Source organism: Geobacter sp. SVR, from assembly GCF_016865365.1.
In the GTDB taxonomy this organism is placed as follows: Bacteria; Desulfobacterota; Desulfuromonadia; order Geobacterales; family Pseudopelobacteraceae; genus Pelotalea.
The window spans coordinates 3,514,419-3,537,990 of sequence record NZ_AP024469.1; the positions used below are offsets into that span (position 1 = coordinate 3,514,419).

The 23,572-nt window shown below is 51.6% G+C and carries 20 protein-coding genes and 1 pseudogene; 17 read left to right on the plus strand and 4 right to left on the minus strand.

Going from position 1 to position 23,572, the window contains the following annotated elements; genetic code table 11:
• The first annotated feature begins 127 nt into the window (after positions 1-127).
• The 3 genes from GSVR_RS16380 (at position 128) to GSVR_RS16390 (ending at position 3,163) form a co-directional block, all read left to right on the plus strand.
• Positions 128-673, plus strand: coding sequence for a PEP-CTERM sorting domain-containing protein (locus tag GSVR_RS16380; protein WP_173198554.1), 546 nt, complete (start codon positions 128-130; stop codon positions 671-673).
• A 219-nt stretch (positions 674-892) separates the two neighbouring features.
• The gene (locus GSVR_RS16385) at positions 893-2,401 is read left to right on the plus strand and encodes a diguanylate cyclase domain-containing protein (RefSeq protein WP_173198564.1); all 1,509 of its coding nucleotides are present in this window, start codon (positions 893-895) and stop codon (positions 2,399-2,401) included.
• 69 nt (positions 2,402-2,470) lie between these two features.
• Entirely contained in the window at positions 2,471-3,163 is a 693-nt protein-coding gene (locus GSVR_RS16390; protein ID WP_173198566.1) for a Crp/Fnr family transcriptional regulator, read from the plus strand.
• Positions 3,164-3,279: 116 nt separating this feature from the next.
• Here GSVR_RS16390 and GSVR_RS16395 read toward each other — a convergent pair whose 3' ends face one another.
• Genes GSVR_RS16395 through GSVR_RS16405 form a run of 3 tightly spaced genes read right to left on the minus strand, consistent with a single transcriptional unit; the run spans position 3,280 to position 8,434 of the window.
• Positions 3,280-6,678 carry a response regulator gene (locus tag GSVR_RS16395; protein WP_173198568.1) on the minus strand — a complete coding sequence of 1,133 codons (3,399 nt, stop codon included), beginning with the start codon at positions 6,676-6,678 and terminating at the stop codon, positions 3,280-3,282.
• A complete protein-coding gene (locus GSVR_RS16400; RefSeq protein WP_173198570.1) occupies positions 6,679-6,894 on the minus strand; it encodes a hypothetical protein in 216 nt (71 codons plus the stop codon).
• 31 nt (positions 6,895-6,925) lie between these two features.
• Positions 6,926-8,434 carry a sigma-54 dependent transcriptional regulator gene (locus GSVR_RS16405; protein WP_239077358.1) on the minus strand — a complete coding sequence of 503 codons (1,509 nt, stop codon included), beginning with the start codon at positions 8,432-8,434 and terminating at the stop codon, positions 6,926-6,928.
• A gap of 333 nt (positions 8,435-8,767) precedes the next feature.
• Between GSVR_RS16405 and GSVR_RS16410 the strand changes: the two genes are divergently transcribed.
• From GSVR_RS16410 to GSVR_RS16475, 14 genes and pseudogenes are all read left to right on the plus strand, one after another.
• Entirely contained in the window at positions 8,768-11,488 is a 2,721-nt protein-coding gene (locus GSVR_RS16410) for an SLBB domain-containing protein (protein WP_239077359.1), read from the plus strand.
• Positions 11,489-11,580: 92 nt separating this feature from the next.
• A complete protein-coding gene (locus GSVR_RS16415; RefSeq protein WP_173198572.1) occupies positions 11,581-12,603 on the plus strand; it encodes an NAD-dependent epimerase in 1,023 nt (340 codons plus the stop codon).
• 169 nt (positions 12,604-12,772) lie between these two features.
• Complete coding sequence (locus tag GSVR_RS16420; protein WP_173198574.1) at positions 12,773-14,104, plus strand: Wzz/FepE/Etk N-terminal domain-containing protein; 1,332 nt, start codon at positions 12,773-12,775, stop codon at positions 14,102-14,104.
• Between the two features lie 23 nt (positions 14,105-14,127).
• Positions 14,128-14,536: pseudogene (tnpA, locus tag GSVR_RS16425) on the plus strand (IS200/IS605 family transposase).
• A gap of 259 nt (positions 14,537-14,795) precedes the next feature.
• Positions 14,796-16,481 (plus strand): HAD-IIIC family phosphatase, encoded by a 1,686-nt coding sequence (locus GSVR_RS16430; RefSeq protein ID WP_173198576.1) that lies wholly within the window; start codon positions 14,796-14,798, stop codon positions 16,479-16,481.
• An 8-nt stretch (positions 16,482-16,489) separates the two neighbouring features.
• The gene (locus GSVR_RS16435) at positions 16,490-16,732 is read left to right on the plus strand and encodes an acyl carrier protein (RefSeq protein ID WP_173198578.1); all 243 of its coding nucleotides are present in this window, start codon (positions 16,490-16,492) and stop codon (positions 16,730-16,732) included.
• A complete protein-coding gene (locus GSVR_RS16440; RefSeq protein WP_173198580.1) occupies positions 16,722-17,306 on the plus strand; it encodes a GNAT family N-acetyltransferase in 585 nt (194 codons plus the stop codon). Before GSVR_RS16435 ends, GSVR_RS16440 begins: the two co-directional genes overlap by 11 nt.
• A complete protein-coding gene (locus GSVR_RS16445) occupies positions 17,299-17,733 on the plus strand; it encodes a VOC family protein (protein WP_239077360.1) in 435 nt (144 codons plus the stop codon). The genes GSVR_RS16440 and GSVR_RS16445 overlap by 8 nt, the downstream gene beginning before the upstream one ends.
• A complete protein-coding gene (locus GSVR_RS16450) occupies positions 17,730-18,461 on the plus strand; it encodes a bifunctional 2-polyprenyl-6-hydroxyphenol methylase/3-demethylubiquinol 3-O-methyltransferase UbiG (RefSeq protein WP_173198584.1) in 732 nt (243 codons plus the stop codon). Before GSVR_RS16445 ends, GSVR_RS16450 begins: the two co-directional genes overlap by 4 nt.
• A gap of 2 nt (positions 18,462-18,463) precedes the next feature.
• Positions 18,464-18,874: an FdtA/QdtA family cupin domain-containing protein gene (locus tag GSVR_RS16455; RefSeq protein WP_173198586.1), complete on the plus strand. Its 411-nt coding sequence runs from the start codon at positions 18,464-18,466 to the stop codon at positions 18,872-18,874.
• Positions 18,871-19,977: a DegT/DnrJ/EryC1/StrS aminotransferase family protein gene (locus GSVR_RS16460; RefSeq protein ID WP_173198588.1), complete on the plus strand. Its 1,107-nt coding sequence runs from the start codon at positions 18,871-18,873 to the stop codon at positions 19,975-19,977. Before GSVR_RS16455 ends, GSVR_RS16460 begins: the two co-directional genes overlap by 4 nt.
• Positions 19,974-21,227 carry an O-antigen translocase gene (locus GSVR_RS16465; RefSeq protein WP_173198590.1) on the plus strand — a complete coding sequence of 418 codons (1,254 nt, stop codon included), beginning with the start codon at positions 19,974-19,976 and terminating at the stop codon, positions 21,225-21,227. Before GSVR_RS16460 ends, GSVR_RS16465 begins: the two co-directional genes overlap by 4 nt.
• A gap of 8 nt (positions 21,228-21,235) precedes the next feature.
• Positions 21,236-21,835 (plus strand): DapH/DapD/GlmU-related protein, encoded by a 600-nt coding sequence (locus tag GSVR_RS16470; RefSeq protein ID WP_173198592.1) that lies wholly within the window; start codon positions 21,236-21,238, stop codon positions 21,833-21,835.
• Positions 21,836-21,866: 31 nt separating this feature from the next.
• Positions 21,867-22,733, plus strand: coding sequence for a glycosyltransferase (locus tag GSVR_RS16475; protein WP_203978699.1), 867 nt, complete (start codon positions 21,867-21,869; stop codon positions 22,731-22,733).
• Here GSVR_RS16475 and tnpA (GSVR_RS16480) read toward each other — a convergent pair.
• Positions 22,706-23,143: an IS200/IS605 family transposase gene (tnpA, locus tag GSVR_RS16480; protein WP_173196373.1), complete on the minus strand. Its 438-nt coding sequence runs from the start codon at positions 23,141-23,143 to the stop codon at positions 22,706-22,708. The genes GSVR_RS16475 and tnpA (GSVR_RS16480) overlap by 28 nt on opposite strands.
• Positions 23,144-23,572 lie beyond the last annotated feature (429 nt).

Consider the following 23,572-nt stretch of genomic DNA (forward strand, 5'->3'; position numbering starts at 1 on the left):
AACCCAAAACTGCTGCCGCTTCGGCGGCCATTACACGGTGAAAGGTGGTGATGCAGGGAGAGCTGGCGATCCGGTCGGATCGCACGAACAAATTTCTTGTGAAGGATGACAAGAAAGGAGGCGCATCATGAGGAAAATTCTGCCACTGCTGGCCTGCCTGGGGTTGTTGGCCCTGGGGTCAGCGGGTAGCGCCGTCGCTTTCAGCGACCACATAGTGCTGAATCAGCAATTGAACGGAAACAGCACCTTCAGCTGGCAACACAATCTGCCCGGCGATTTCAACCCCTCCGTTGACACCATCACCTCCGCAACCTTGAGCATCAACGCCCTGGCCAATGGTGTGGACGTACTGCTGGCGGAAAACTCGGTGCTGATAGGGACCCTGCTGGGGCCTCCGACGCAGCGCTGGGATTATTCATCCATGGATTTCACCAAGGATGGGTTCAACATCAAGAACATCTTTGCCAGCACCAACGTGGGGGACAAGCTGGACATATCGGTCCTGGCCTTCGGACAATCGCTGGCACTGACCGATTCGACCTTCACCATGGAGTTTACTCAGGGGGGTCAGGGGGGCGGTGGTGCACCGGTTCCGGAACCAGCAACGCTCCTGTTGCTTGGCTCCGGTCTGAGCGGTTTGGCCCTCTGGGGCAAGAGGCGCAAAACAGCCTGATGTCAGGCAGCTGAATCCCAAAACGGCGGGACGCGAGCCCCGCCGTTTTTTTTCGAAAAGGTGCGCTGCATGCACGCAGCCCCTGTCGGTTTTTCTTACGTTTTTGGAAAGCGGGAATCCACCCACGTAAAAGCGGGCCATACGGCAGATCAACAGGCTTCTCCCCCTTTCCCTGATTCAACCTTTCAATTCGGGATGCCATCGCCACGAGGAGGCCCCATGTCGACCACCGCAAAGATCCTGGTAGCCGAGGACGATGTAAACGGAGCCCATTATCTGAGCCAGTCGCTCAACAGGCTGGGATACAGCGTTACCGATGTGGTCCACGCCGGAGAGGATGTCATCGGCAACGTGGCCAGGGAACAGCCCGACCTGATCCTGATGGATGTGACTCTCAACGGCGAGATCGACGGAATCAGGGCAGCGGAGATTCTGCACGTTGATTACGATATCCCCATCATCTACCTCACCGCCCACACGGACAACGAGGTGTTCCAGCGCGCCCAGATAACGGTTCCTCACGGTTATCTCGTCAAGCCCTTTGACATAACCCACCTCCAGCATGCCATCGAGATCGCGCTGAGCAAACATGGCTACGAGAAGTGGCTGAAAGAGAGCGAAAGCAGGTACCGCACCATCTTCGAGGTGAGCGGCAGCGCCATGATGATCATCAACGAGCTGGGCGCGACGACCATGGTCAATGGCGAGTTCCAGCGACTGACGGGCTATTCCCGGGAGGATGCGGAAAGCGGAAAGAACTGGAGCGAGTTTTTCCAGGATGAGGACCGCGCGGCAATCGCCGACCTCCAGCAGCAGGCGTGCCAGCAGGGCGGCACGGGAGACCATCGCCCGGAGCTCAGGCTCAGGGTCAGGGATGGCGGTACCAGGATCGTCACCATCGATATACGGCCGGTTCCGGCCAGTTCGACCATGATCGTCTCCATGAACGACATCACCGGACTCAAGCGGGCCGAAAAGGAAATCGGTCAGCTCAACGACGAACTCTCGAAGATCAATGCAGATTTAATGCAGGAAATCGCCGAACGCAAAAAGGTCGAAAAACAGCTCAAACACCAGGCCGACCACGATCCATTGACCGGCCTTCCCAACCGGGTGCTTCTCTTCGATCGCCTGAAGCAGGCTTTTGCCTTCGATGACCGGCACAATTCGCTGCTGGCACTGATGATGCTCGATCTGGACAATTTCAAATCGATCAACGACACCATGGGACATCTCTCCGGCGACATCCTGCTGAAAAAGGTAGCCAAACGGCTGCAGCAATGCATGCGCCAGTACGACACCGTTGGCCGGATCGGCGGAGACGAGTTCGTGATCGTGGCCAACGATATCCAGAACATCCACGACATCATCAAGTTTGCCGAAAAGGTCAAGGGCCTGTTCGAACAGCCTTTCGAGATCATCGGCCAGCAGGTCTACGCCACCACCAGCATCGGCGTGGCGGTCTATCCGATCCATGGAACCAGCGTCAAGATGCTGATGTCAAAGGCCGATGCCGCCATGTATACCGCCAAGAATTCGGGTAAAAACGCCTATTGCTTCTACTCGAGCGCAATGGACATGAAAGAGCCGGAACACAGCCAGATGAGGGCACGCCGCCGCACGGTGAACCAGGGACCGGAGACCGGGGATCAGGGACCGGGAAAACCTTTAGAATCAGGGGCCGGAGACCAGGGACCAGGGACCGGGAAAACCTATGGGGATCTTTGACCAGAGGGTATTTGAAAGATTTTGATGTTACCGGTCCCTGGTCCCTGATCACAGCCTTTCGAGGTATCCATGAAAAACTCCACTGCCCTTGACCATCGACACACGCTGGAAAAAATTCCGCTGTTTTCCTGTCTGTTGGCCGACAAGCGGGCCAAACTGCAACAGATCATCTCGGAGAAACACTATAAGAAGAATTCGATCATCCTGATGGAGGATGACTCCAAGAACTACATGTACGTGATTTTTTCGGGAAAGATCAAAGTCGTGCGGGTCAACCCGGACGGCAAGGAGCAGATCCTGGTCATCCGCAAACGGGGGGATTTTTTCGGAGAAATGACGCTGCTGGACGGGAAGGCGCAGCCGGCGACGATTGTGGCCATGGAAGACGCCACCGTGGGCCTGATCTCCAAAAGTGACTTCGAGCAGTTTTTCATGAAAGATGAAAACGTGCTGAAGCAGATCATCGCGCTCCTCTGCGAACGGCTGAGGGAGTCATGGATGCTGCTGAGGGTCCTGAGCCTCAGTGATGCCGAAACCAGGGTCCGGGCCGTGCTGGCGCACATCAGTTCGGTCTATGGCGTCAAAGACCTGCGGGGCATCATCATTCCTTTCAAGCTGACCCACAAGGAAATCGCGGATCATGCGGCCCTCACCAGGGAAACAGTCAGCAGGCTGCTCTCCCGCCTGAGCCAGTCGGGGGAGATCGAAATCATCGACAACAAGAACATCGTGCTGAAGTCGAATTTCGAGAAACCGTATTAGAGGCAGGGACCGGTAATCGGGGACTGGGGACTGGGGACTGGGGACTGGTAACGTCAAAACCTCTTTCAGTCTCACAGTCAAAGGTTTTGCCAGTCCCCAATCCCCAGTCCCCGTCTTCAGATCAATCCCTGCTCCCTCATCTGGTAGACCTGCCTTCTTACCAGCGGCACCTCCTTTTCCAGTGAATGGACCAGGCGCCTGACTGACTCGTGGTTATGCAGGCCGGAACTGTTCTGAATGCCGGCGCAGATGGCGGTCACCCTGCGCAGGCCGAGATTCCTGCTGCCCCCCTGAAGCTGGTGGGCAGTGGCATACACCCCTGAAAAATTGCCCTCCGACACTGCCAGATGCAAGAGAGGCATGTTTTTTTCGATATTCTCCAGAAACGGCTCCACAACCGTGGACACCAGGTCCTTGCCGCTCTTCTTGAATATCACCAACAGCTTCTGCAACCGTTCCGCATCGAATATCCCCCCTGCCCCGACGTCGGTTTCAGGTTCGCATTCCGCGAATGCAGCCTCTTTCAGCAAACCGGGAGATACCCACCGCGTCAGCGTTTCCAGCAGCTCCTGCGACCGGACCGGTTTGCTGAGATAGTCGTCCATGCCCGCCAGGAGGCACTTTTCCCGGTAGCCCCTGATGGCGTTGGCAGTAAGAGCTATGATAACGGTGTGCCTGGATGTGCCCTCGCGGCTCCGGATCTCCGCCGTAGCCTCGAATCCGTCCATATGCGGCATGTTGCAGTCCATGAAGACGATATCGTAGGGATGCCGGCAGGCCATTTCAACCGCCTCGCTGCCGCTGGTGGCCACGTCGGCGGTGCAGCCGAGAAACTGGAGCATGGCGGCCGCCACCTCTTCGCTGGCAGGATTGTCCTCCACCAGGAGCACACGCAGGCTTGCGAAGGGAGCCGCCGGCCGCGCGGTAACCGGGGCGTCCTTCCCGGCTCCGTCGTCATGCTGCGGAAACGGGGATACGGCCTGCAGGGCTTTCACGAGGCCGTGCATGCGGATCGGCTTGTCAAGGAACGCCGCAAACATATCGTGGGTAGAGTCGACCGTCTTCCGGCAGCGGTGGATGTCCGCCGACAGCAGGATCAGCCTTGTGGAGGCGAGATCCCTGTGCTCCTTGATGATCCTTCCGAGGGTGGCACCATCCATGTCGGGCATGTTCTGGTCGATCAGAACGATCCGGAAGGGGTCGTTGCCGGCCAGTGCGCCATTCAGCAATTCCAGCGCAGCTTCGCCCGACAGAGAGGAACTGCAGCGCATCCCCCGAAACGCCAGGTGCTTGGCGAGCATCTGGCAGTTCTGGTATTCGTCGTCCACGACCAGTACCCGTGTGCCGGACAAACCGGAGAGGGAATCACTGACAACGGGGTACGAGGTGTCCAGCGCCAGTGCCAGCTCGAACCAGAAAAGCGAACCGCTGCCCGCAGTGCTGTGCGCACCGATCGTGCCCCCCATCCGCTCCACCAGGCTCTTGCTGATGGCCAGCCCCAACCCGGTACCGGCGAACTTGCGATGGGTAACCGACTCCACCCGATAGAACTTCTGAAACAGCAGCGGGATCTTGTCATCCGGGATTCCGACACCGGTATCCCTGACCCGGATCATGAAGAGCGGGTCAGCTCCCTCCCCTGCCGAACATTCGACCTCGATGGTCACATGACCCTTTTCGGTGAATTTGACTGCATTGCCCGCCAGGTTCACCAGCACCTGCCTGATGCGCCCAGCATCGCCGATCAGATGGGTCGGGATCTCAGGCGGACAGTTGACGATGATTTCAACCTGCTTGCCGGCAGTTTTCGGAGAGAGCAGATCAGCCACCTCTTCACAGAGCGAACGCAAATCGAAGGGCGCCGGCTTGATTTCCACTTTTCCCGATTCGACCTTCGAAAAATCGAGGATATCGTTGATAATCTCGAGCAGCGTATCGGCTGAATTGAGTATGCCGCCGGCGAGTATGCGCTGCTGCTCGGTGAGTTCGGTCTTCATGAGCAGGTCGGCCATGCCGATCACGCTGGTCATGGGTGTGCGGATCTCATGGCTCATGGTGGCGAGAAAATCGCTTTTGGCGCGGTTGGCGGTTTCAGCCATCCTGTGCGCCACCATCAGCTCATGGGACTGCTGCACGATCCGGTCTCGCGATTTCTCCAGTTCATGCATGTAGCTGGTGATCTTCTCATCGGCCTGCCTGTGCGACAGGGCCAGGGCCAGGTGATCCCCGATCCGTTCGAGCATGGCAATCAGCCGCGGCGTGAAGCGTTCCCTGGCCTGATCCGCGAAATGCATCACCCCGAGTATCTTGCCCCCTGTGCGAAGCGGGATGACGGCTATCGATTCATAGCCGCAGCAGTCGCGCTGCCCCCGGATCCGGTGGATCCCGCCAAAATCGCATTTTTGCAGCACGTCGGAGGATGAATTGGTCCAGAATGAACCGTTGTCGGTAAAGAAGGGGCGGGAGGGATCGGTACAGCCGGTCAGCACTGCGCCGCATAGGCTTTCGAGAAAAGGGGGATCGCAGGTGGCCGTTTCGTCGGGGCACACGGCCAGCAAATCGAGGGTTCCGGTCTCAAACTCGTGGAGGCGTCCTGCCGCGGCCTCATGCAGGGGGTCGTCATTGGCCGTACACATCCTGATGCCTGTCCTGACCCCCCCCAGCAAGCCGGCCAGGAAGGTCGTCGCCCGCTGCCGGAGATCATCGATACCGGTGCTGCTGTTGATGTGGTGCAGCAGCTCTATGGTTGCATCGTGTTCCCTTTCAACATGCCTCCAGTCGCTGGTGTCGATGATCGAGACCATGCTGCCGGGAGCTCCGGGCACCCTTTTGATGCTGAAAATGATCTCCCGGGCATTCCCCCGCCGATCGTAGAAGGATGCCTCGCAATGTATGGGAGCAAGGGCAGGCACCATTCTCATTAGATTGACGTAGCCGCTGACCGCTTCGAGGTCCTGGCCGAGGAAGAAATCGGTCAGACGCTTTCTGTGCTCCAGCTCGCTGCGGGAGTAGCCCGACAGCCGCTCGAACTCCTCGTTCACCTGAGCGATTACGGTATGCTCCTCAACGATCAATATTGCGCTTCCGGCCGTATCGAAGAAGGTGTGATAACGGGCTTCATCCTTCCTGAGGGAGCGTTCCAGATTGCACTTGTGCAGCGCCAGCTCGATACAGTGGCGCAGAGGCCCTGGCCGGAACGGCTTGACCAGATAGGCGAAGCCATTGGCTGCTTTGGCACGGGAAAAGGTGTCGTCATCGCCACGGGGGGTAAGATACACGACCGGAGTATCCTGCTCCGCGTGGATGCGGCCGGCGGCGGAGATGCCGTCGAGCCCTTTCGGGGCTACATCCATCAGGATCAGGTCCGGCCGCAGAACGATCGCCGTATCGACCGCTTCTTCGCCGCTGTCAACGATTGCAACCACGTCATATCCGAGGCTGGTCAGAGACTTGCCCAGCCGTTTGGCAGCCGCGGCATCATCCTCGACCACCAGGATTCTGGCGCGATATTTCACTCAGGTCTCCTTTTTCCACGCCTCATGGTTCGAACAGTACCGTTTGAAGACGCTGCACTCTCCTCCGGTTTTGGCGCATCTCCAGACCTGCATCGACGTGCAGTAGTAGCACGGGGGAAGCTGGTCGCCGCTCAGCCCGCTGACCATGCGCTGCAATTGGCGATATTCGCCGGTAAATGTCTTTTCGTGATTCTTGTGCACCGCCGTTATCTTCAAAGATTGCCTCCTGGAAAGCAGGGACCGGGGATCAGGGACCGGGAAAATCTTTAAAAGAAGGGTAAAAGACTTTGATGTTACTGGTCCCCGGTCCCTGGTCCCTGGTCCCTGATTCTCGGTCCCCGGGCCCTGAAAGGCGCTTGCTGAGGGTTTGCCGGGCAATTCCCAGCAGCGTCGAGGCCGAGCGTTGGTTGCCGCCGGTCAGGTTCATGGCCGATGAGATCAGGTAGTCCTCAACCTCCCTGATGGTGGGAAAGCGCCCGAAGAAACTGTACAGGGCCTCGTCCACCTCCTTGTTGGCCGGCAGCAGCTTCACGAGCTCATTGGTGCAACAATCGCCGCGCGATAATCCGGCAAAACAGTCCAGGGTCAGCAGCCCGGCGCTGTACCGGGCAACCGCGTCGAACACCATCGCGTGCAGTTCCCGGACATTGCCCTGGAAGTGGTAGGTCGACAGCAGGGCCGCCACCTCGCGCGAGGGCTGCGGTTTCGGCTTGTTGAGCGCCTTGCAGGCCTTGTCGAGGAAATGGTCCAGCAGCACCGGGATATCCTCCCTGCGCTCGCTCAGCGGCGGCAGGTGGATATGATGGGCGCAGAGCCGGTAATAGAGATCCTTGCGAAAGGTGCCGGCAGTGATCAGCTGGGTCAAGTCCTTGTTAGTGGCCACTATCAGCCGGGCATCGGTTTTCTTCAGCAGGTCGGAGCCGACGGGATAAAATTCCTGTTCCTGGATCAACCGCAACAGTTTCACCTGGGACGTTTCGTTCAGATCCCCGATTTCGTCGAGAAACAGGGTCCCCTTTTCGGCTGCACTGACCAGTCCGTCCCGGGACTGGTCGGCACCGGTAAAGGCCCCTTTCTTGTGGCCGAAAAGGGTATCGGAAAACATGTTGTCGTCCAGGCCGGCGGCATTGACCGTAACGAATGCACCGCTTCTCTGGCTCAATGTTGCGATAACTCTGGCGATCAACTCCTTGCCGACACCGGTTTCGCCGGTGATCAGCACCGGCTGGTCCGATTTTGCGATCACCTCGATGTACTGGAAAATGGCGCGCATCTTCTTGCTGACCGTGACGATGCTCCCGAAGGCCTCCGGATGCTGCAGGCAGTCATTGAGCAGATACGTGCGCAGATTGCGGTTCTCGGTGGACAGCTCACTGACCTGCAGGGCCTTCTCTACGCTCAGCAGCAGACGTTCGATATCCATCGGCTTGGTGAGATAATCGGTTGCTCCGGCTTTGATGCAGCTGACAGCGGTGTCGATGTCGTCTGACGAGGTCATGACGATGACAGGAATGTGGGGATAATCGCGGATAAGTACCGGCAAGATCTCCATGCCCGAGACGTGCGGCATCAAAAGGTCGAGGACGATCATGGACACCGGGTTGTTTTCCAGGAATTTGATGATGTTTCTGCTGTCGGAGAGCGTCAGGACGTTGGTGACGCCCTCGCTTTCCAGGGCTGTCACGCTGACTTCGAGTACAATGGGATCATCGTCGATTAACAGAATCGGCAATTGCGCATTTATCTTCGCGTTCACAGGTACTCTCTCCAGGGGGGATTGAATCGCTAGATGGCTTGATCCGTCAGGTATGATTTCTTGAGTATAGATCCCTTTTGGAACATTTCAATCACGGCAGCCAATATTCCTGCCGCTAGAAAAACTCCGATGACGCCCCTGTACGAGCCAGCCGCATGCAGATGCAGGAGTCGGTACCTGAAGCTGAACCGTCTTGATTTGGAGAAACACCTGGATGCTCCATTACATCGAAATGGCAGGATATTATTGAAGATATGCCTATACATTTCCTGTACGAATTGGTATGGTAACGGCCCTAATTTAGGCATTGCAATCGGATGACGGAGAATAAAGATGAGATGGAATCAAAAACTGGCGGCGATGATGCTGATTCTACTGCCGGCGCTTGCCGTTCACGCGGAAGCGCCCTTCCCGGCGGATGACGTCCCCCCGCAATACAACGCTCAACAGTACAACCCCCAGCAGTATGGCTCCCAGCAATATGTGACCGAAATCGGCAATGACACGGCCCCTTCTCTGTCAGAGCCTGCACCATTTGCCGTAAAAGATGCCGGCACCATGCCGACAGCGCCCGCCCAGCCGTCGTCTTCTGCCGGGCAGCAGCCCGCCTCTCAGATGATTGGCCCCCGTACCGTTCCGGGCTCCGTCCCGAGAAACGGGGTCCAGTCGGCACACTCGAAACCCGGTGTGCAAACTGCCTCGAAACCGTCACCTGGTACCGCCGAAGCAGAAGCGCTTTCCGGCGCTGAGTCAGTCGTCCCCACGTCACCTGTTGACGCCAAAAATGTCAAAGTCCTCGAGCTATCACCGATCGAACGTGCCATGACGGAACCCGATATTGGCACCTATAAATTTTCCCCGCAACGTTTCCGGGTCCAGAACCTGCGTCAGTTCGGCTACTCCTTTTTTCGTTCCGAAGCCCGGGGATTCGCCCCTCTGACCGATATCCCGGTTGGTCCGGACTATGTGCTCGGGGCCGGTGACCACATCGCCCTCACCGTATGGGGCAGCATCGAAGGTCACTATGACCTGGAGGTCAGCCGCAGCGGCGAAATCGTGCTCCCCAAGGTGGGGGCGGTTAAGGTTGCCGGCGTTACCTACGGTCAGTTGCCCAAATTCCTCAACGGCCAGCTGGCCAAAGTCTTTCGCGACTTTCAGCTCAACGTCACCATGGGCAAATTGCGTCTGATCAAGGTATATCTGGTGGGTGAGGTCAACGCTCCCGGTGATTACAACGTTTCTTCCCTCTCCACCCTTATCAATGCGCTTTCCGCGGCCGGCGGCCCCACCCGCAACGGCAGCCTGCGCGCCATCGCCATCAAGCGCGAAGGCAAATTGGTAGATACGATCGACCTGTATGATTTTTTCCTCAAGGGGGACAAGAGCCGTGACATCCGTCTCCAGCCGGGAGACACCGTCTTTGTACCCAGCATCGGTCCGGTGGCCGGCATTGCAGGGAACGTCCGGAGACCGGCGATCTACGAACTGAAAAACGAAAAAACCCTCAAGGAACTGCTCGATCTGGCCGACGGCATCGTTCCGACCGGCTACCTCCAGCGGCTCCAGATCTCGCGGGTCGAGGCCCACGACAAGAAGGTGGTCACGGACGTCAACCTGGACACCAAAGAAGGCAAGACTCTGGAAGACAGGGCAGCCTCGATTCCGATCAAGGACCAGGATCTGGTCAAGATCTTTCCTATCGACAGGAAACTGCGGGATTACGTACGCTTGGAAGGCTATGTACTGCGCCCGGGAGATTACGCCCTCCAACCCGGCATGCGCATCCACCAGCTCCTGCCGCATGACAACATCCTGCCTGAAACGAGCATGGAAGTGGGCGAGATCACCCGCCTGTACCCGCCCGACCTGCATCCGGAAAAAATCGTATTCCACCCCGGCAGGGCGCTGACCGGCGCACCTGCCGACGACCTGGAATTGCAGGAGTTCGACCAGGTGAGGATCTTCTCGCGCTGGGAACTAGAGGAGATGCCGACAGTCCGCGTATTGGGCGAAGTCCAGAAACCGGGTGAATATCGGCTGATGAAGAATATGCGCGTGACCGACCTGCTGATCAGCGGCGGCTATCCCAAGAACAACGCCTATCTGAAGAGCGCCGAGATCACGCGCCTTAAGCAGACCGCCAACAATGTCACCAGCTTTCCTATCCTGATCGACCTGGAGGAGGCCATCAAGGGCAATTCGCAGCACAACATTCCCCTGGAGCCTTTCGACGAGCTCACCGTACGCAAGATACCCAACTGGTCGGAGGTGGCTGAGCGATACGTCACGCTCAAAGGAGAATTCCGTTTTCCGGGCGTGTACCCGATCTTCAAGGGCGAAAAACTCAGCTCCGTCATTCGCCGGGCCGGAGGGTACTCCGAGCGCGCCTACTTGCGGGCAGCCAAGTTCACCCGTGAATCCGTGCGCGAGATCCAGCAGAAACGGATGGACGAATTCATCGCCACCACCGAACAGGACATGAACCGCAGGATGACCGAAGTGGCCAGCGCCGCCTCCAGTCCGGAAGAACTGGCTTCTGCCAAGGCGGTCCTGGAGGGAGTGAAAAGCAATCTGCAGTTGCTCAAGGCAGCCAAGGCCGAAGGGCGCTTGGTGATCAAGCTGGCACCCCTGGATAAGTTCACCAACTCGACCTATGATATCGCGGCCATGGGTGGTGACGTCCTGGAAGTGCCGCAGCGCAGTTATTCCGTCTCAGTGCTCGGAAAGGTCGTCAATCCCACCAACTTTGTTGCTAACTTCGGGCGGCCGGTCGGCTACTATCTTCAAAACGCCGGTGGCACGACCAGTGACAGCGATGAGGACGAAATCTACGTCATACGGGCCGACGGTTCGGTCTTCAGCCGTCAGCAGTACTCGTCCTTTTCCTCCGTTTTTGGGGGAGGCTTTATGAGCGAGCCGGTCGAATCGGGGGACGCCATTGTGGTACCCCAGAAATTTGAGAAAACCGCTTGGCTTCGCACCATCAAGGACATCACCACCATCATGAGCCAGATCGCCATCACGGCCGGCACGGTCTTTCTTGGTCTGCGTTAGTATAGCTCTGCTTGAGCTCTCTCACTTCCGGTCCTCTTCCTGGACACGGCAAGCGAGAGAGCTCCCCTTATACAATTTGGAGATTTAGATTCATGTCAAAAATCCTGGTAACCGGCGCTGCCGGTTTCATAGGTTTTCATCTCTCGAAGCGGCTGCTCGAACGCGGGGATACGGTTGTCGGCTACGACAACATGAACGACTACTATGATGTCACCCTCAAGGAGGCGCGGCTGGAACAGCTGGTGTCTATGCCGGGCTTTCGCATGGTGAGGGCAGGCCTCGAGGATCGCACTACGCTGGAACAGCTGTTCGCTGAAGAGGGTTTCGACGTGGTAATTAACCTGGCCACCCAGGCCGGCGTACGCTACTCCATCAGCAACCCTCACGCCTACATTCAGAGCAACCTTGTCGGCTTTATCAACATCCTCGAAGCCTGCCGCCATAACAAGGTGGAGCACCTTGTCTACGCCTCGTCCAGTTCCGTGTACGGCGCCAATACCACTATGCCATTTTCCACCCATCACAACGTGGATCACCCGGTGTCACTGTACGCCGCAACCAAGAAATCCAATGAACTGATGGCTCACACCTATTCGAGCCTCTACGGTCTGCCAACCACCGGGCTGCGCTTCTTCACAACCTACGGCCCCTGGGGACGTCCCGACATGGCGCTGTTTCTTTTCACTAAAGCCATTCTGGAAGGCAAGCCGATCGACGTTTATGATTATGGCAAAATGCGACGGGACTTCACCTATATCGACGACGTCATCGAGGGTATCGTCAGGGTGGCAGACAACGTGCCTGTACCCAATCCATTATGGAGCGGCGCTGCTCCCGATCCCGCCACCAGCTACGCCCCCTATCGCATCTACAACATCGGCAACAATAATCCGGTCATGCTGCTGGATTTCATCGAGACACTGGAAAAACACCTGGGGAGACCGGCGCAGAAGAACATGATGCCTATCCAGGATGGGGATGTGCCTGAAACCTGTGCCGATGTAGATGACTTGATGCGTGATGTGGGCTTCAGACCGGCAACTACCGTTGAAGAGGGTATCGGACGTTTTGTCGCGTGGTATCAGAGTTATTATAAAGTAGAGATCTCTTCTTGACCTCAAGGCTCTAGAATTGGTAGCTTTAGCCTGCCAATTAGGCAGCGAAATGAGAACAACGTCGAGATAAACCTCTGTTTTGAGTGTTTAAGATTTTTTCTTGCTTTTTTCATCTTATCCATGGCTTACTGCTTTTTGATTACTTGCTAATGTCGTCGGAGCACTATTAATGCATCAGAATACCCCCGGTACTAGCCCTCATTCCTCACCTGGCAATCCGATCACGAGGCACCAACAAACACCTTTAATCCATGAGTCTAGCGGCTCTTGTCCTAGCCCCGAACCTCGTACTTTGAATTTTGAAGCTGACGTTGAAATTCTGCCAACTACTCCAGGTATTTCGCCGCGACCAGTGACTCCCGCCGTGTCTCTCGTAGATTTGCTACTCGTCATTGCCCAGCACAAGAAGATGATTCTGCTCACTTCCTTAGGTGCGGCGCTCCTGACCGCGTTGATTACTCTCTTCATGCCTAACATCTACACCGCCACGACCTTGATTCTGGCCTCGGAAGATGACAAAGCCGGTATGAGTGCAATGATGGCTCAATTGGGGGGATTGGCCGGCCTCGCAGGCGGATCGCTCGGCGGTCCCACCAAGACGGATCTGTATGTATCCATGCTCAGGAGTGAAGCTGTCAAAGACCCGATTATCGACCGTTACAAGCTTTTGGATGTGTATAAGGCGAAATTCAGGGTTGATGCCTATAAAACGCTGGATACCAAGGCCATGATCAGCGCAGGGAAAAAAGACGGCATCATAACCATCGCCGTGAATGACAAGGACCCCAAACGGGCCGCCGATATGGCCAACGGATATGTTGAAGAGTTGGGCAAGCTTGCCGTAAGGCTCAGCATGAGCGGAGCCGGCAAGAACCGCCTGTTTCTGGAGGAGCGCTTAACAACCGCCAAGGCGGATTTGACCCGCGCCGAAGACGAATTGAAGGCGTTCCAGTCAAGAAACAAGATGGTGAACGTCACGGAGCAGGCAAAGGCGTCCATCGAGGGGGTCGCTCAACTCAGGGCGCAGCTTGCCGTACAGGAGGTCCAGCTTGCCGCCTTGCAGCGCCAGTTTACCGATTCCAGCCAGGAAGTGAAGCGGGCCCGGACCTCGGTCGAAAACATGAAGAGGCAGATCGCCCGACTGGAGGGGAGCGGTGGCAACAGTTCCATCCCTTCCGTCGGATCAGTGCCCCAACTGGGCCAGGATTATCTGCGCCTCATGCGCGAGTTCAAGATCCAGGAGACCATGGTCGAGTTGCTGACCAAACAGTATGAGATGGCCAGGCTCTCCGAATCGAAAGACCTCTCCCCCTTCCAGGTCCTGCAAAAAGCCAAAGTGCCGGAAAAAAAGAGCAAACCTGCCCGCTCAAAACTGGTCATTGTTGCAACCTTTGTAACCTTTTTCTTCTCCGTGCTGTTCGCATTCGCCAGGGAAGGCTTTGCCCGGATGCCGGAGAAAGAACTGGAGCGATGGAAGTCGTTGCGCTCTCCGAGACGTTGAAATTGTTTACAAACTACGATTTCATTGGGGTCACAGAATGTGAAGTGAACACCCAGTCTTCCGTTGTCAAGTGTGTACCGAAGTGTCGGCAGAAAGTGTTGTATGACAGGCTGTGTCAGCATTTGGGAGAGTTGCTGAAAGATCCTGCCAAGCAACAAGGGTGTCAAATATTAGAGAGGCATCTGAGACCCAACCATGTTCACATCCTGATATCCATTTCGCCGAAGGTTTCGGTATCGCAGGTGATCGGTTTCATCAAGGGCAAAAGCGCGATAGCGATTGCCCGTACATATGTTGGCCGCCGCAAGAACTTTGCTGGGCAGAGTTTTTGGGCCAGAGGATATTATGTCAGCAGATGAGGAAAGCATCTGCGCCTACATTCAGAATCAGAGCGAAGAAGATAAACGTCTTGACCAGCTAAACTTACTTTAAGAGGAGCCACCTTCTAGGTGGCAACGTTTTACAAACCCGCTTTGAGCGGTTAACGATTTTCAAGCTCCCGGCTGTGCCGGAGGTATCTGACTCAATCCTGAATACAACGGGTTATAATAATTCTTTTATTTTTGGCGGTGATAGTTCCTATCGTAAAACAACAGGTATTTACAGCACTGTGAAATACGGCAAACCTCTTGATAGGTGGGAACAGTTGCCATTCCGAGCGTAAAATAAAGACAAGTTCAAGGATGGTCTGATGGATTTAATTCAAAGCCACATAAAAACGAGTTTCTGGCGCTATGAAGTGCAATCTACTCTATTTGCGAACCGTCCTAGTCGACTTGCGTTGCAAAGTATTGTTCAGGATGTGGCAGGAACGAAAAAGATCTACGTTAATGTATGGCGCAACCACGCTTTTGAACCAGTTGCTAGCTTGATACACCCGTATGTTGCTTATGGTTGCTGGCAGGCCGAGTTCCAGTTCAGTGACTACGATGATACACTGATGTTTGCAAATCACGCTCCGGCGGATGTTGAACTAATCTGGCTCGACAGCAGTCGTTATCTTTCTAATACGAGTTTCGCGGCATGGACCGAGTGGTTGATCGCCAGAATAAAAGCATTGCGGATCGCCACCAGCTCATCGATTATTGTTGCCACCTGGCTGGAAAATGATGCTCAGCGGATTGAACTACAAACATCCTTCACGTCAATGCCAGCAGTTTATTTTGCAGATGTCGGTGCTGTCTGTAGTGAAGCTGGTGTTAATCTGATCGATTCACGCAGTACCGTAATGGCCGGTACGCCTGTAAGTAATGCTGCACAGCCGCTAATAGCACGGAAACTAGCTTGTCACTGGTTACCCGCGGTAGTGTTCCCCCCAGTGAAAGCAGTGGCACTTGACCTTGACAATACGCTGCATATCGGGGTTTTGGGCGAAGACGGAATTCAAGGAGTCCAGCTTTCGCAACAACACCGTGATTTTCAGTTCTTTTTGAAATCACTGCTGCAACGCGGAATTTTTATCACACTAGTGTCCCGTAATGAGCGTCCAGATGTTGAAACACTATTTAACAATCGTGACGATTATCCACTGAAATGGGGTGATTTCTCGGTCACAGAAGTGTCATGGGGGGAGAAGGCCACCGCCATCAAACGTATTGCCGACACATTACGTATATCACCAGACGCAGTGCTTTTTGTCGATGACAATCCTGGCGAGTTAGCTTCAGTTGCGGCACAAATACCACAAGTACATACTGTGTTTGCTAATTCGGATGCCAGCCTGACACAACGGGCTGTGGAACATTACCCTGGTTTATGGCGTTGGAAAATCGAAGACGAAGACACAAAGCGGGTTCAGGATCTGAGGGCCAATGCTGAGCGCGAAAAAATACAGGTTGCAGCGTTTGATACTGTAGACTATTTCCGTAGCCTGGAAGTTTCGCTGTCTTACCGCTACAATCCTGTTGACCAACTGTCCAGACTAGCCGATTTGTGCAATAAAACCAACCAGTTTAATCTTGCGCTACGTCGTTTCAATCAAGCCGAATTAGCAGACCGCCTCAAGTGCGTTAATGCTTGCGTGGCCAGTGTGCATATGAAGGACCGCCTATCTGATAGCGGCGTGATTGCTGTGCTCGTATGCGAGCGTGAAAATGATCAGCTAATTGTTGAAGAATTATGTGTTAGTTGTCGCGCCTTAGGACGTCAGTTGGAAGATTCGATTATAATTGGTGCAATTCGAAATATGCCGCTATTTAGAGGGGGTAGTAACGTTAGCTTCCGGGTACAACATGGACCTCGTAATCAACCAGCGCTTAAATGGTTGTCGCTTTTGCTAGCTATGGTAGAGGTACCGGAACCAGGATGTTACACTCTGCAGTCTGAACTGATAGAAAACTTTGTTTTGACCGATGGTATCGCCTTAATCAAGGAGTAATAACATCTATGCAGCGCAATCAGATTGAACAAGCAGTGTTGAACGTACTTGAAGCGTTTCTCAAGTGCCAGCTAAAGTTAGGTGACGAAATTTCTCGCCAGAATACTGCCGATTGGGACTCGCTGAAGCACATGGAAATTATGTTTGCTCTCGAAGAAGAATTGGGTGTTGAATTTTCAGAAGAAGAATTGGCCAAGCTTGACAGTGCGGTCAAGATTGTTGACGCGGTGCTGGCCAAACATGCGGCATAACATATTTGTTGAGGGTTTTGCCTTCCGCCTGCGACCAATTACTGATGAGGATGCAAACTTTGTCATTGAGTTACGTACCGATCCTGCACTAAATCGCTATCTGCATGCGAGTTCAAACCGCATTGAGGATCAGTTGGCATGGTTTAGCCGTTATTATGACCGCGCCAACGATTATTACTTTGTTTTGGAGCGTAGGGATAATGGCGCAGCCGAAGGGGTTGTCTCAATTTACGATATCGATCAAAAGGCCAAGACAGGAGAGTGGGGGCGCTGGATACTCAAAACAGGTTCGCTCGGGGCGGTAGAATGTTCATGGTTGATATATCGTGTGGCTTTCGAGAGTCTGAAGCTTGACGCAGTGTATTGCCGCACCGTTGCCGACAATGTAAACGTAATGTCATTTCACGATTCATGCGGCATTTTAAAACGCAGGCTATTACCCCAGCATCTTGAGCTAAATGGCTTGTGCTTGGATGCTGTTGAGCATTATGTGGACCATCCAGGTTGGGACTGTATTGAGCACCGACTTGAACAATTGGCAAAGCTTACTTCAAAGAGGATATTACGTGGTTGATTTGCAGAAATTACCGGAAGGGTACGAGTTCCATCACGTAGGTTATGCCACCGGATCGATTGAACGCGAACGACAGTTTTTCGAGTACATGGGATATCATCAGGAAGGTGAATTGTTTGTCGATCCCGTGCAGGGCATATCCGGCTGCTTTCTTGTTGGCCCTGGACCAAGGGTCGAGTTGCTGGAAAATTTGCCTGGGTCTGTAACGCTGACACCATGGATCGATGCGGGAATAAAGATGTATCACTTTGCGTACTTGGTCGAAGATATTGACTCTGCCATTAACTGGGCTCGTGCAAAGCGTGCAAAGATGATTGTTGAGCCGGTTCCAGCAGTCGCTTTTGGCTTGTGCCGCATCAGTTTTGTCATGTTTCCCAACCGAATGATGCTGGAATTTATTGAAATAAGGAACAAGGTAAACATATGAATTCTGCCATTGCTGAAAAGAAAAGATTACAAACCATATCTGAAATATCTTTGTATTCATCTGGCGTGATGCCCGCAGCGATCTCATATTGCTTTAAGATTGTATCTCGATTTATAAATGGTGAATCTATATTAGAATTGGGGCCGGCCGAAGGAGTGATGACTGAGCTGTTAGCAACCCTCAATAAGAAGATAACTATAGTGGAAGGATCTAGCACCTTTTGTGATGATCTAAGAAAACGCTTCCCTCAGGCAGAAATTGTGAATGCGCTTTTTGAGGAATTTAATCCTACCGTGAAATTTGATACTATCATCCTCGGTCATGTACTTGAACATGTAAATGATCCTGTTGATATACTTTCGCGCGCAAAAAACTGGCTCAAACCTGATGTCGGTCACATTTTTGCTGCGGTCCCCAACGCTCACTCATTGCACCGTCAGGCTGCAGTAGTAATGGGTATTCTGACAGCGGAAGATACTTTAAATGAAATGGATGTTCATCATGGTCATCGTAGAGTGTTCAATCCAGAATCCTTTCAAGAGGCTTTTCATGTAGCAGGATTGAACATCGAAGTCTTTGGTGGTTACTGGTTAAAACCGGTTGCCAACAAGCAAATAGAAGACACTTGGACACCGCAGATGGTTGAAGCCTTCATGCAACTTGGGGAACGTTTTCCAGATATCGCTGGCGAAATATATATTGTAGCTTCACATAATACGGGAGGATAAAGATGCCATTGTCAGACTGCAAAATCATTGATTTGCCAAAAATCGCTGACCCACGTGGAAATTTAACTTTTGTCGAGGGTACAAACCATATTCCTTTCGACATAAAGAGGGTTTTTTATCTTTACGATGTACCCGGTGGCGAGATGCGAGCTGGACATAGCAATATCTATTCTGAACAATTTATTATTGCCATGAGTGGCAGTTTTGACGTTATTGTCGACGATGGTTTCGATAAAAAGACGTTTCATCTCAATAGAGCCTACTATGGGTTATACCTGCCAACTAATGTCTGGAGAGAGATAGATAATTTTTCTTCGGGCGCTGTATGTCTCGTGCTGACATCGACCACATATTCTGCAGACGACTATATCCGTGAATATGAGACATTTCTTGAGGCGGCAAAGAAGAAATGAACATTCCCTTTCTCGACCTTAAATCGCCTTATATTGAATTAAAAGATGAGCTGGACGCTGCCTATCGACGTGTGATGGAGTCGGGTTGGTACATTCTTGGCAGAGAAGTGCAGTCGTTCGAAACTGAGTTTGCAGCCTATTGTGAAACAAAGTATTGCATCGGTGTTGCCAACGGACTCGATGCCCTTCACCTGATTGTTCGGGCATACGGAATAGGTCCTGGCGATGAAGTGATCGTCCCATCCAATACATATATTGCCACGTGGCTAGCAGTGACCCATGCTGGTGCAACCCCCGTTCCCGTTGAACCGGATGAGCGCACCTACAACCTCGATCCAGCGAGAATTGAACAAGCTATTACACCAATGACGAAGGCAATACTGGTGGTGCATCTTTACGGACAAACCGCGGATATGGATCCGATCAATGCCATTGCCCAAAAATACGGCCTCAAAATTATTGAAGATTGTGCCCAAGCACATGGCGCACGTTACAAGGGTCGTAGAGCTGGAAGTCTTGGAGATGCTGCCGGGTTCAGCTTTTATCCCGGTAAAAATCTCGGGGCCATCGGTGATGGCGGAGCAGTTACAACTAATGATAATGAATTATCGGAACGTATCAAAGTGCTTCGCAACTATGGCTCACAGATCAAGTATCATAACGAGGTCGTCGGGTTCAACTCTCGACTGGATGAATTGCAGGCAGCATTACTTCGGGTGAAGCTGACCAAGCTTGATGAATGTAATGAACGACGAAGGATTGTTGCCAGTTCCTACATTCAAGATCTTACTACTATCACCCCCCTGACCATACCATTTATCCCGGAATGGGCCGAGCCGGTCTGGCATCTGTTTGTGGTGCGGCAAGATCGCCGTGATGAGTTACAAAAGATGCTGGCTGAGGCTGGCATTGGAACCATGATCCATTATCCTATCCCACCGCATTTGCAGCCTGCATATTCAGACCTTGGCTATAAAAGGGGTGACTTTCCAATTTCAGAAGCAATTCATAATTCTGTAATCAGTCTTCCGATGTGGCCGGGTATAACAGAAGATAGCATTGTGTCTGTTTGCGCCTCATTGCATAAAGTCCATTCAGCATGAGTCTGGTAAAAACCAGTTTGTGGAATGCAGTTGCTGTTGCTGTTAAGTTATCCAGCGCACTTGTGCTTAACAAACTACTGGCTGTCATGTTGGGACCGGCCGGATATACACTGATTGGACAGTTTCAAAACGCGGTTGGACTCGTTTCCGGCCTTGTCAGCGGAACCGTAACAACAGGTGTTACCAAATACACCGCAGAGTATTTTGACGACGAACCACGGCAGCATGCAATTTGGCAAACCGCCTGCCGCTTAATGCTCTTCACGACATTGGGTGCTGCAGTCGGCATAATCTTGTTTCGCGAGCAGCTTTCTGTATGGCTATTCAAACTGCCTCATTTTTCCGATGTCTTCGTTTGGTTTGCGATTGCGTTGCCGGGGTTAGCACTTAATTCAACCCTACTTGCAATTATCAACGGTAAAAAAGAGTTTCGTACATTCATATTTGCGAACATTTCAGGTAATTTGGTCTCGTTTTGTGTTGTCGCCATATTGGCATGGAAGCTTGGACTGCGTGGTGCTTTAATTGCCTTTGGCGTGAGTCAGTCAGTAGCGGTACTAACCACGCTGGGCCTAGCGCTAAAAGCAGAATGGTTTAGCCTGCGTACTCTATGGGGCAAGATTGACCCGAAGACTCTGCAAAATTTATTGAAGTTTGTTGCTATGGCTATAACTAGTTCTATTTGTGTCCCACTCTCACAGATTCTTGTGCGGGATCACCTGTCAGCAAAATTTGGACTTGAGGCTACTGGCTATTGGCAGGCAGTTACAAAAATTAGTGATATCTACCTTATGATGGTGACTCTTACCCTTTCTGCGTATTATTTGCCTCGGATTTCCGAGATTAGAACGGCAAAAGAACTAAAATCAGAAATTCTTAAAACATACCGGATTGTATTACCTCTTGCAGTCTTTGGTGCTCTGTCAATTTATTTGCTGCGTGACTTCATTGTATCGGTACTTTTTACTCCAGATTTTCGTCCGATGATCAAGCTGTTTACTTGGCAGTTGACTGGCGACGTGATTAAGATTGGAAGTTGGATATTGGGCTACGTCCTGTTTGCGAGAGCGTCCACGCAATTCGTTATTGTTACAGAAGTTTTCTTTTCAGTCTCTTTGGTATTAGGTACAATATTACTTACTCCTCGCTTTGGCTTGCAAGGGGCGGTTATAGCATTCGCGCTTAACTATCTGCTACACTGGTACGTTATGTACTTTTTAACGAGTAAAGAGTTTAAGAAAATGTCTTAGGAGGCATCTTGAATCCATCTAAACTGTTAAAAATAAGAGCAAGACATATTTATTTAGCAACGGGACTAGCTTATCAGTATTTGAGAATTGTATTTTATCGTTTAGTCTCCAATGCTACCGTTGTGTCAAATGGAGTTAAATATATTCAACCGGTGTTGACGACAGGACAAGGGGAAATAATACTCGGAAAATGTAACCTGGGTGTCTGGCCTTCTCCGTATTTTTTTAATGGATACACTCATATCGAAGCGAGGTCGACTGAATCTAAAATTATAATTGGCGATGGGGTTTATATCAATAATAATGCAGTTATCGTAGCAGACCGCACTTGCATTAGTATAGGTGCTAATACTCTTATTGGCACGGAATTTACAGTCTATGATTCTGATTTTCATGACTTACATCCTGATAGACGAAATTCTGGAACATACAAATGTCTGCCTGTCACTATAGGTGATAATGTTTTTATTGGGTCACGAGTTACTGTGTTAAAAGGTGTCACTATTGGTAAGAATTCTGTTGTAGCGGCAGGATCTGTTTTAGGAATAAGTGTTCCAGAAAACACTATAGCAGGCGGTGTACCTGCTAAAATTATTGGGCATGTTTAGCTATGTCTTTTTGTGAATCGAGGCATTACATATGAATGACTATCCCTCACCAATTGAATCTTTTGATAATCCGCTCGTGTCGGTCATTATACCTGCTTTTAATCATGAGAAATATGTCCAGAAAGCTATAAAAAGCGTTATTGATCAAACATATAATAATATTGAACTAATTGTGTTGAACGATGGATCAAAGGATGATACCCATCAGCAAATTATTTCAATGGAGGTATATTGCAAAAATCGTTTTACTAGTTTTGCGTACATCAATAAAAACAATGAAGGCTTAACTATAACATTAAATAAAGGCATTACACTTGCTAAGGGTGACTTTATTTCATTATTAGCATCTGACGACATGTTCTTACCTGATAAAATAGAGTTTTTGGTAAAGGAGTTTAATGCACTTGATAATAATTATGCTTTAGTTTCCGGGGATACAGATTTTATTGATGCTGATGATAATTGTGTGGAGGTTGATTTAAATGGAAATATAGCCAACGACAAGACACGGTTGTCTTTTAATAGTTCGATAAGGTTTTTAACGTATAGGCGCATTAATTATGATTTACAACGCAACTTTGGTACATATGAGAGCTTTTTTGAGGGTAATTATTTTTCGGGTTTGGCTGCATTGATTCGTAAAAGTTCAATTATTGAGATGGGATTATATGACATCAATACTAAACTTGAAGATATCGATATGTGGTTTCGCCTTTCAAAAAAATATAAATTCAAGTATGTAGATAAAGTATTAGCTCATTACAGGTGGCACGAAAATAGTAAGCATCCCCGGCAAAGCCGGGGCTTTCAAAGTCGTGAACCGCTCGAAGCGGTTTTTTCAAAAGATTATCTGACCACCACGAGTGGTGGTCATTCTTCGGGCAAAAATGTCAATTGATCCAGACGTTTGTCTTCGTCTTCCTGGTTCCTGATGTAGTTGGCAATTGTTTCCTCGTCAGCACCGACAGTGGATACAAAGTAGCCACGTGCCCAAAAGCTCATACCAGCAAAGTTCTTCTTCTGACCAAGGTACATTCGCGCAATATGGATTGCACTTTTGCCCTTGATGAAACCGATCACCTGTGCAACGGAGTATTTTGGTGGGATCGATATCAATATGTGAATATGATCAGGTTGAAGGTGCCCTTCCACTATCTTGCACTCTTTCTGCCTGGCTAGACTATGAAACAAGTCGGCAAGATATTTCCGGATTCGACCAAACAGCACCTTGCGGCGACATTTTGGAATCCATACAACGTGATACTTGCAATCCCATTTCGTGTGGCATAAACTTTGTGTGTCGTCCATTGAAGCCTCCTTTTCGTGTACTTTGAGCGGTTCACGTTAGGGAGGCTTCTACATATTTCAGGAACTGTCAAACTATTGGGGTCCCCCGGCAGAGCCGGGGTTTACCCTAAGGAAATTATATCAAAACGAGTTCTATAACAGTTCTCGATGAATTCCTTAAGCTGCTATGTAGAGAGAAGACTTTTGCGAACGAAAGTGGCCTTAAAAAATTGTGGATTAAATCTTTCAATTTCCATGTCTTGTTATTGTTATTACGGTCACCACTTATGTCATCTAAATATTTCAGGCATGCTAATTTGATTTATATTGTTAGTATAATCGCACAAAAAGCTGCCATTAAATTAAAGAAGCTGGTGAAGCATGCTTAGAAAAATTTACTGTTGGTTGATTATTCAATTCATGCTTTTAAAATACAAGAATGTTTATTTT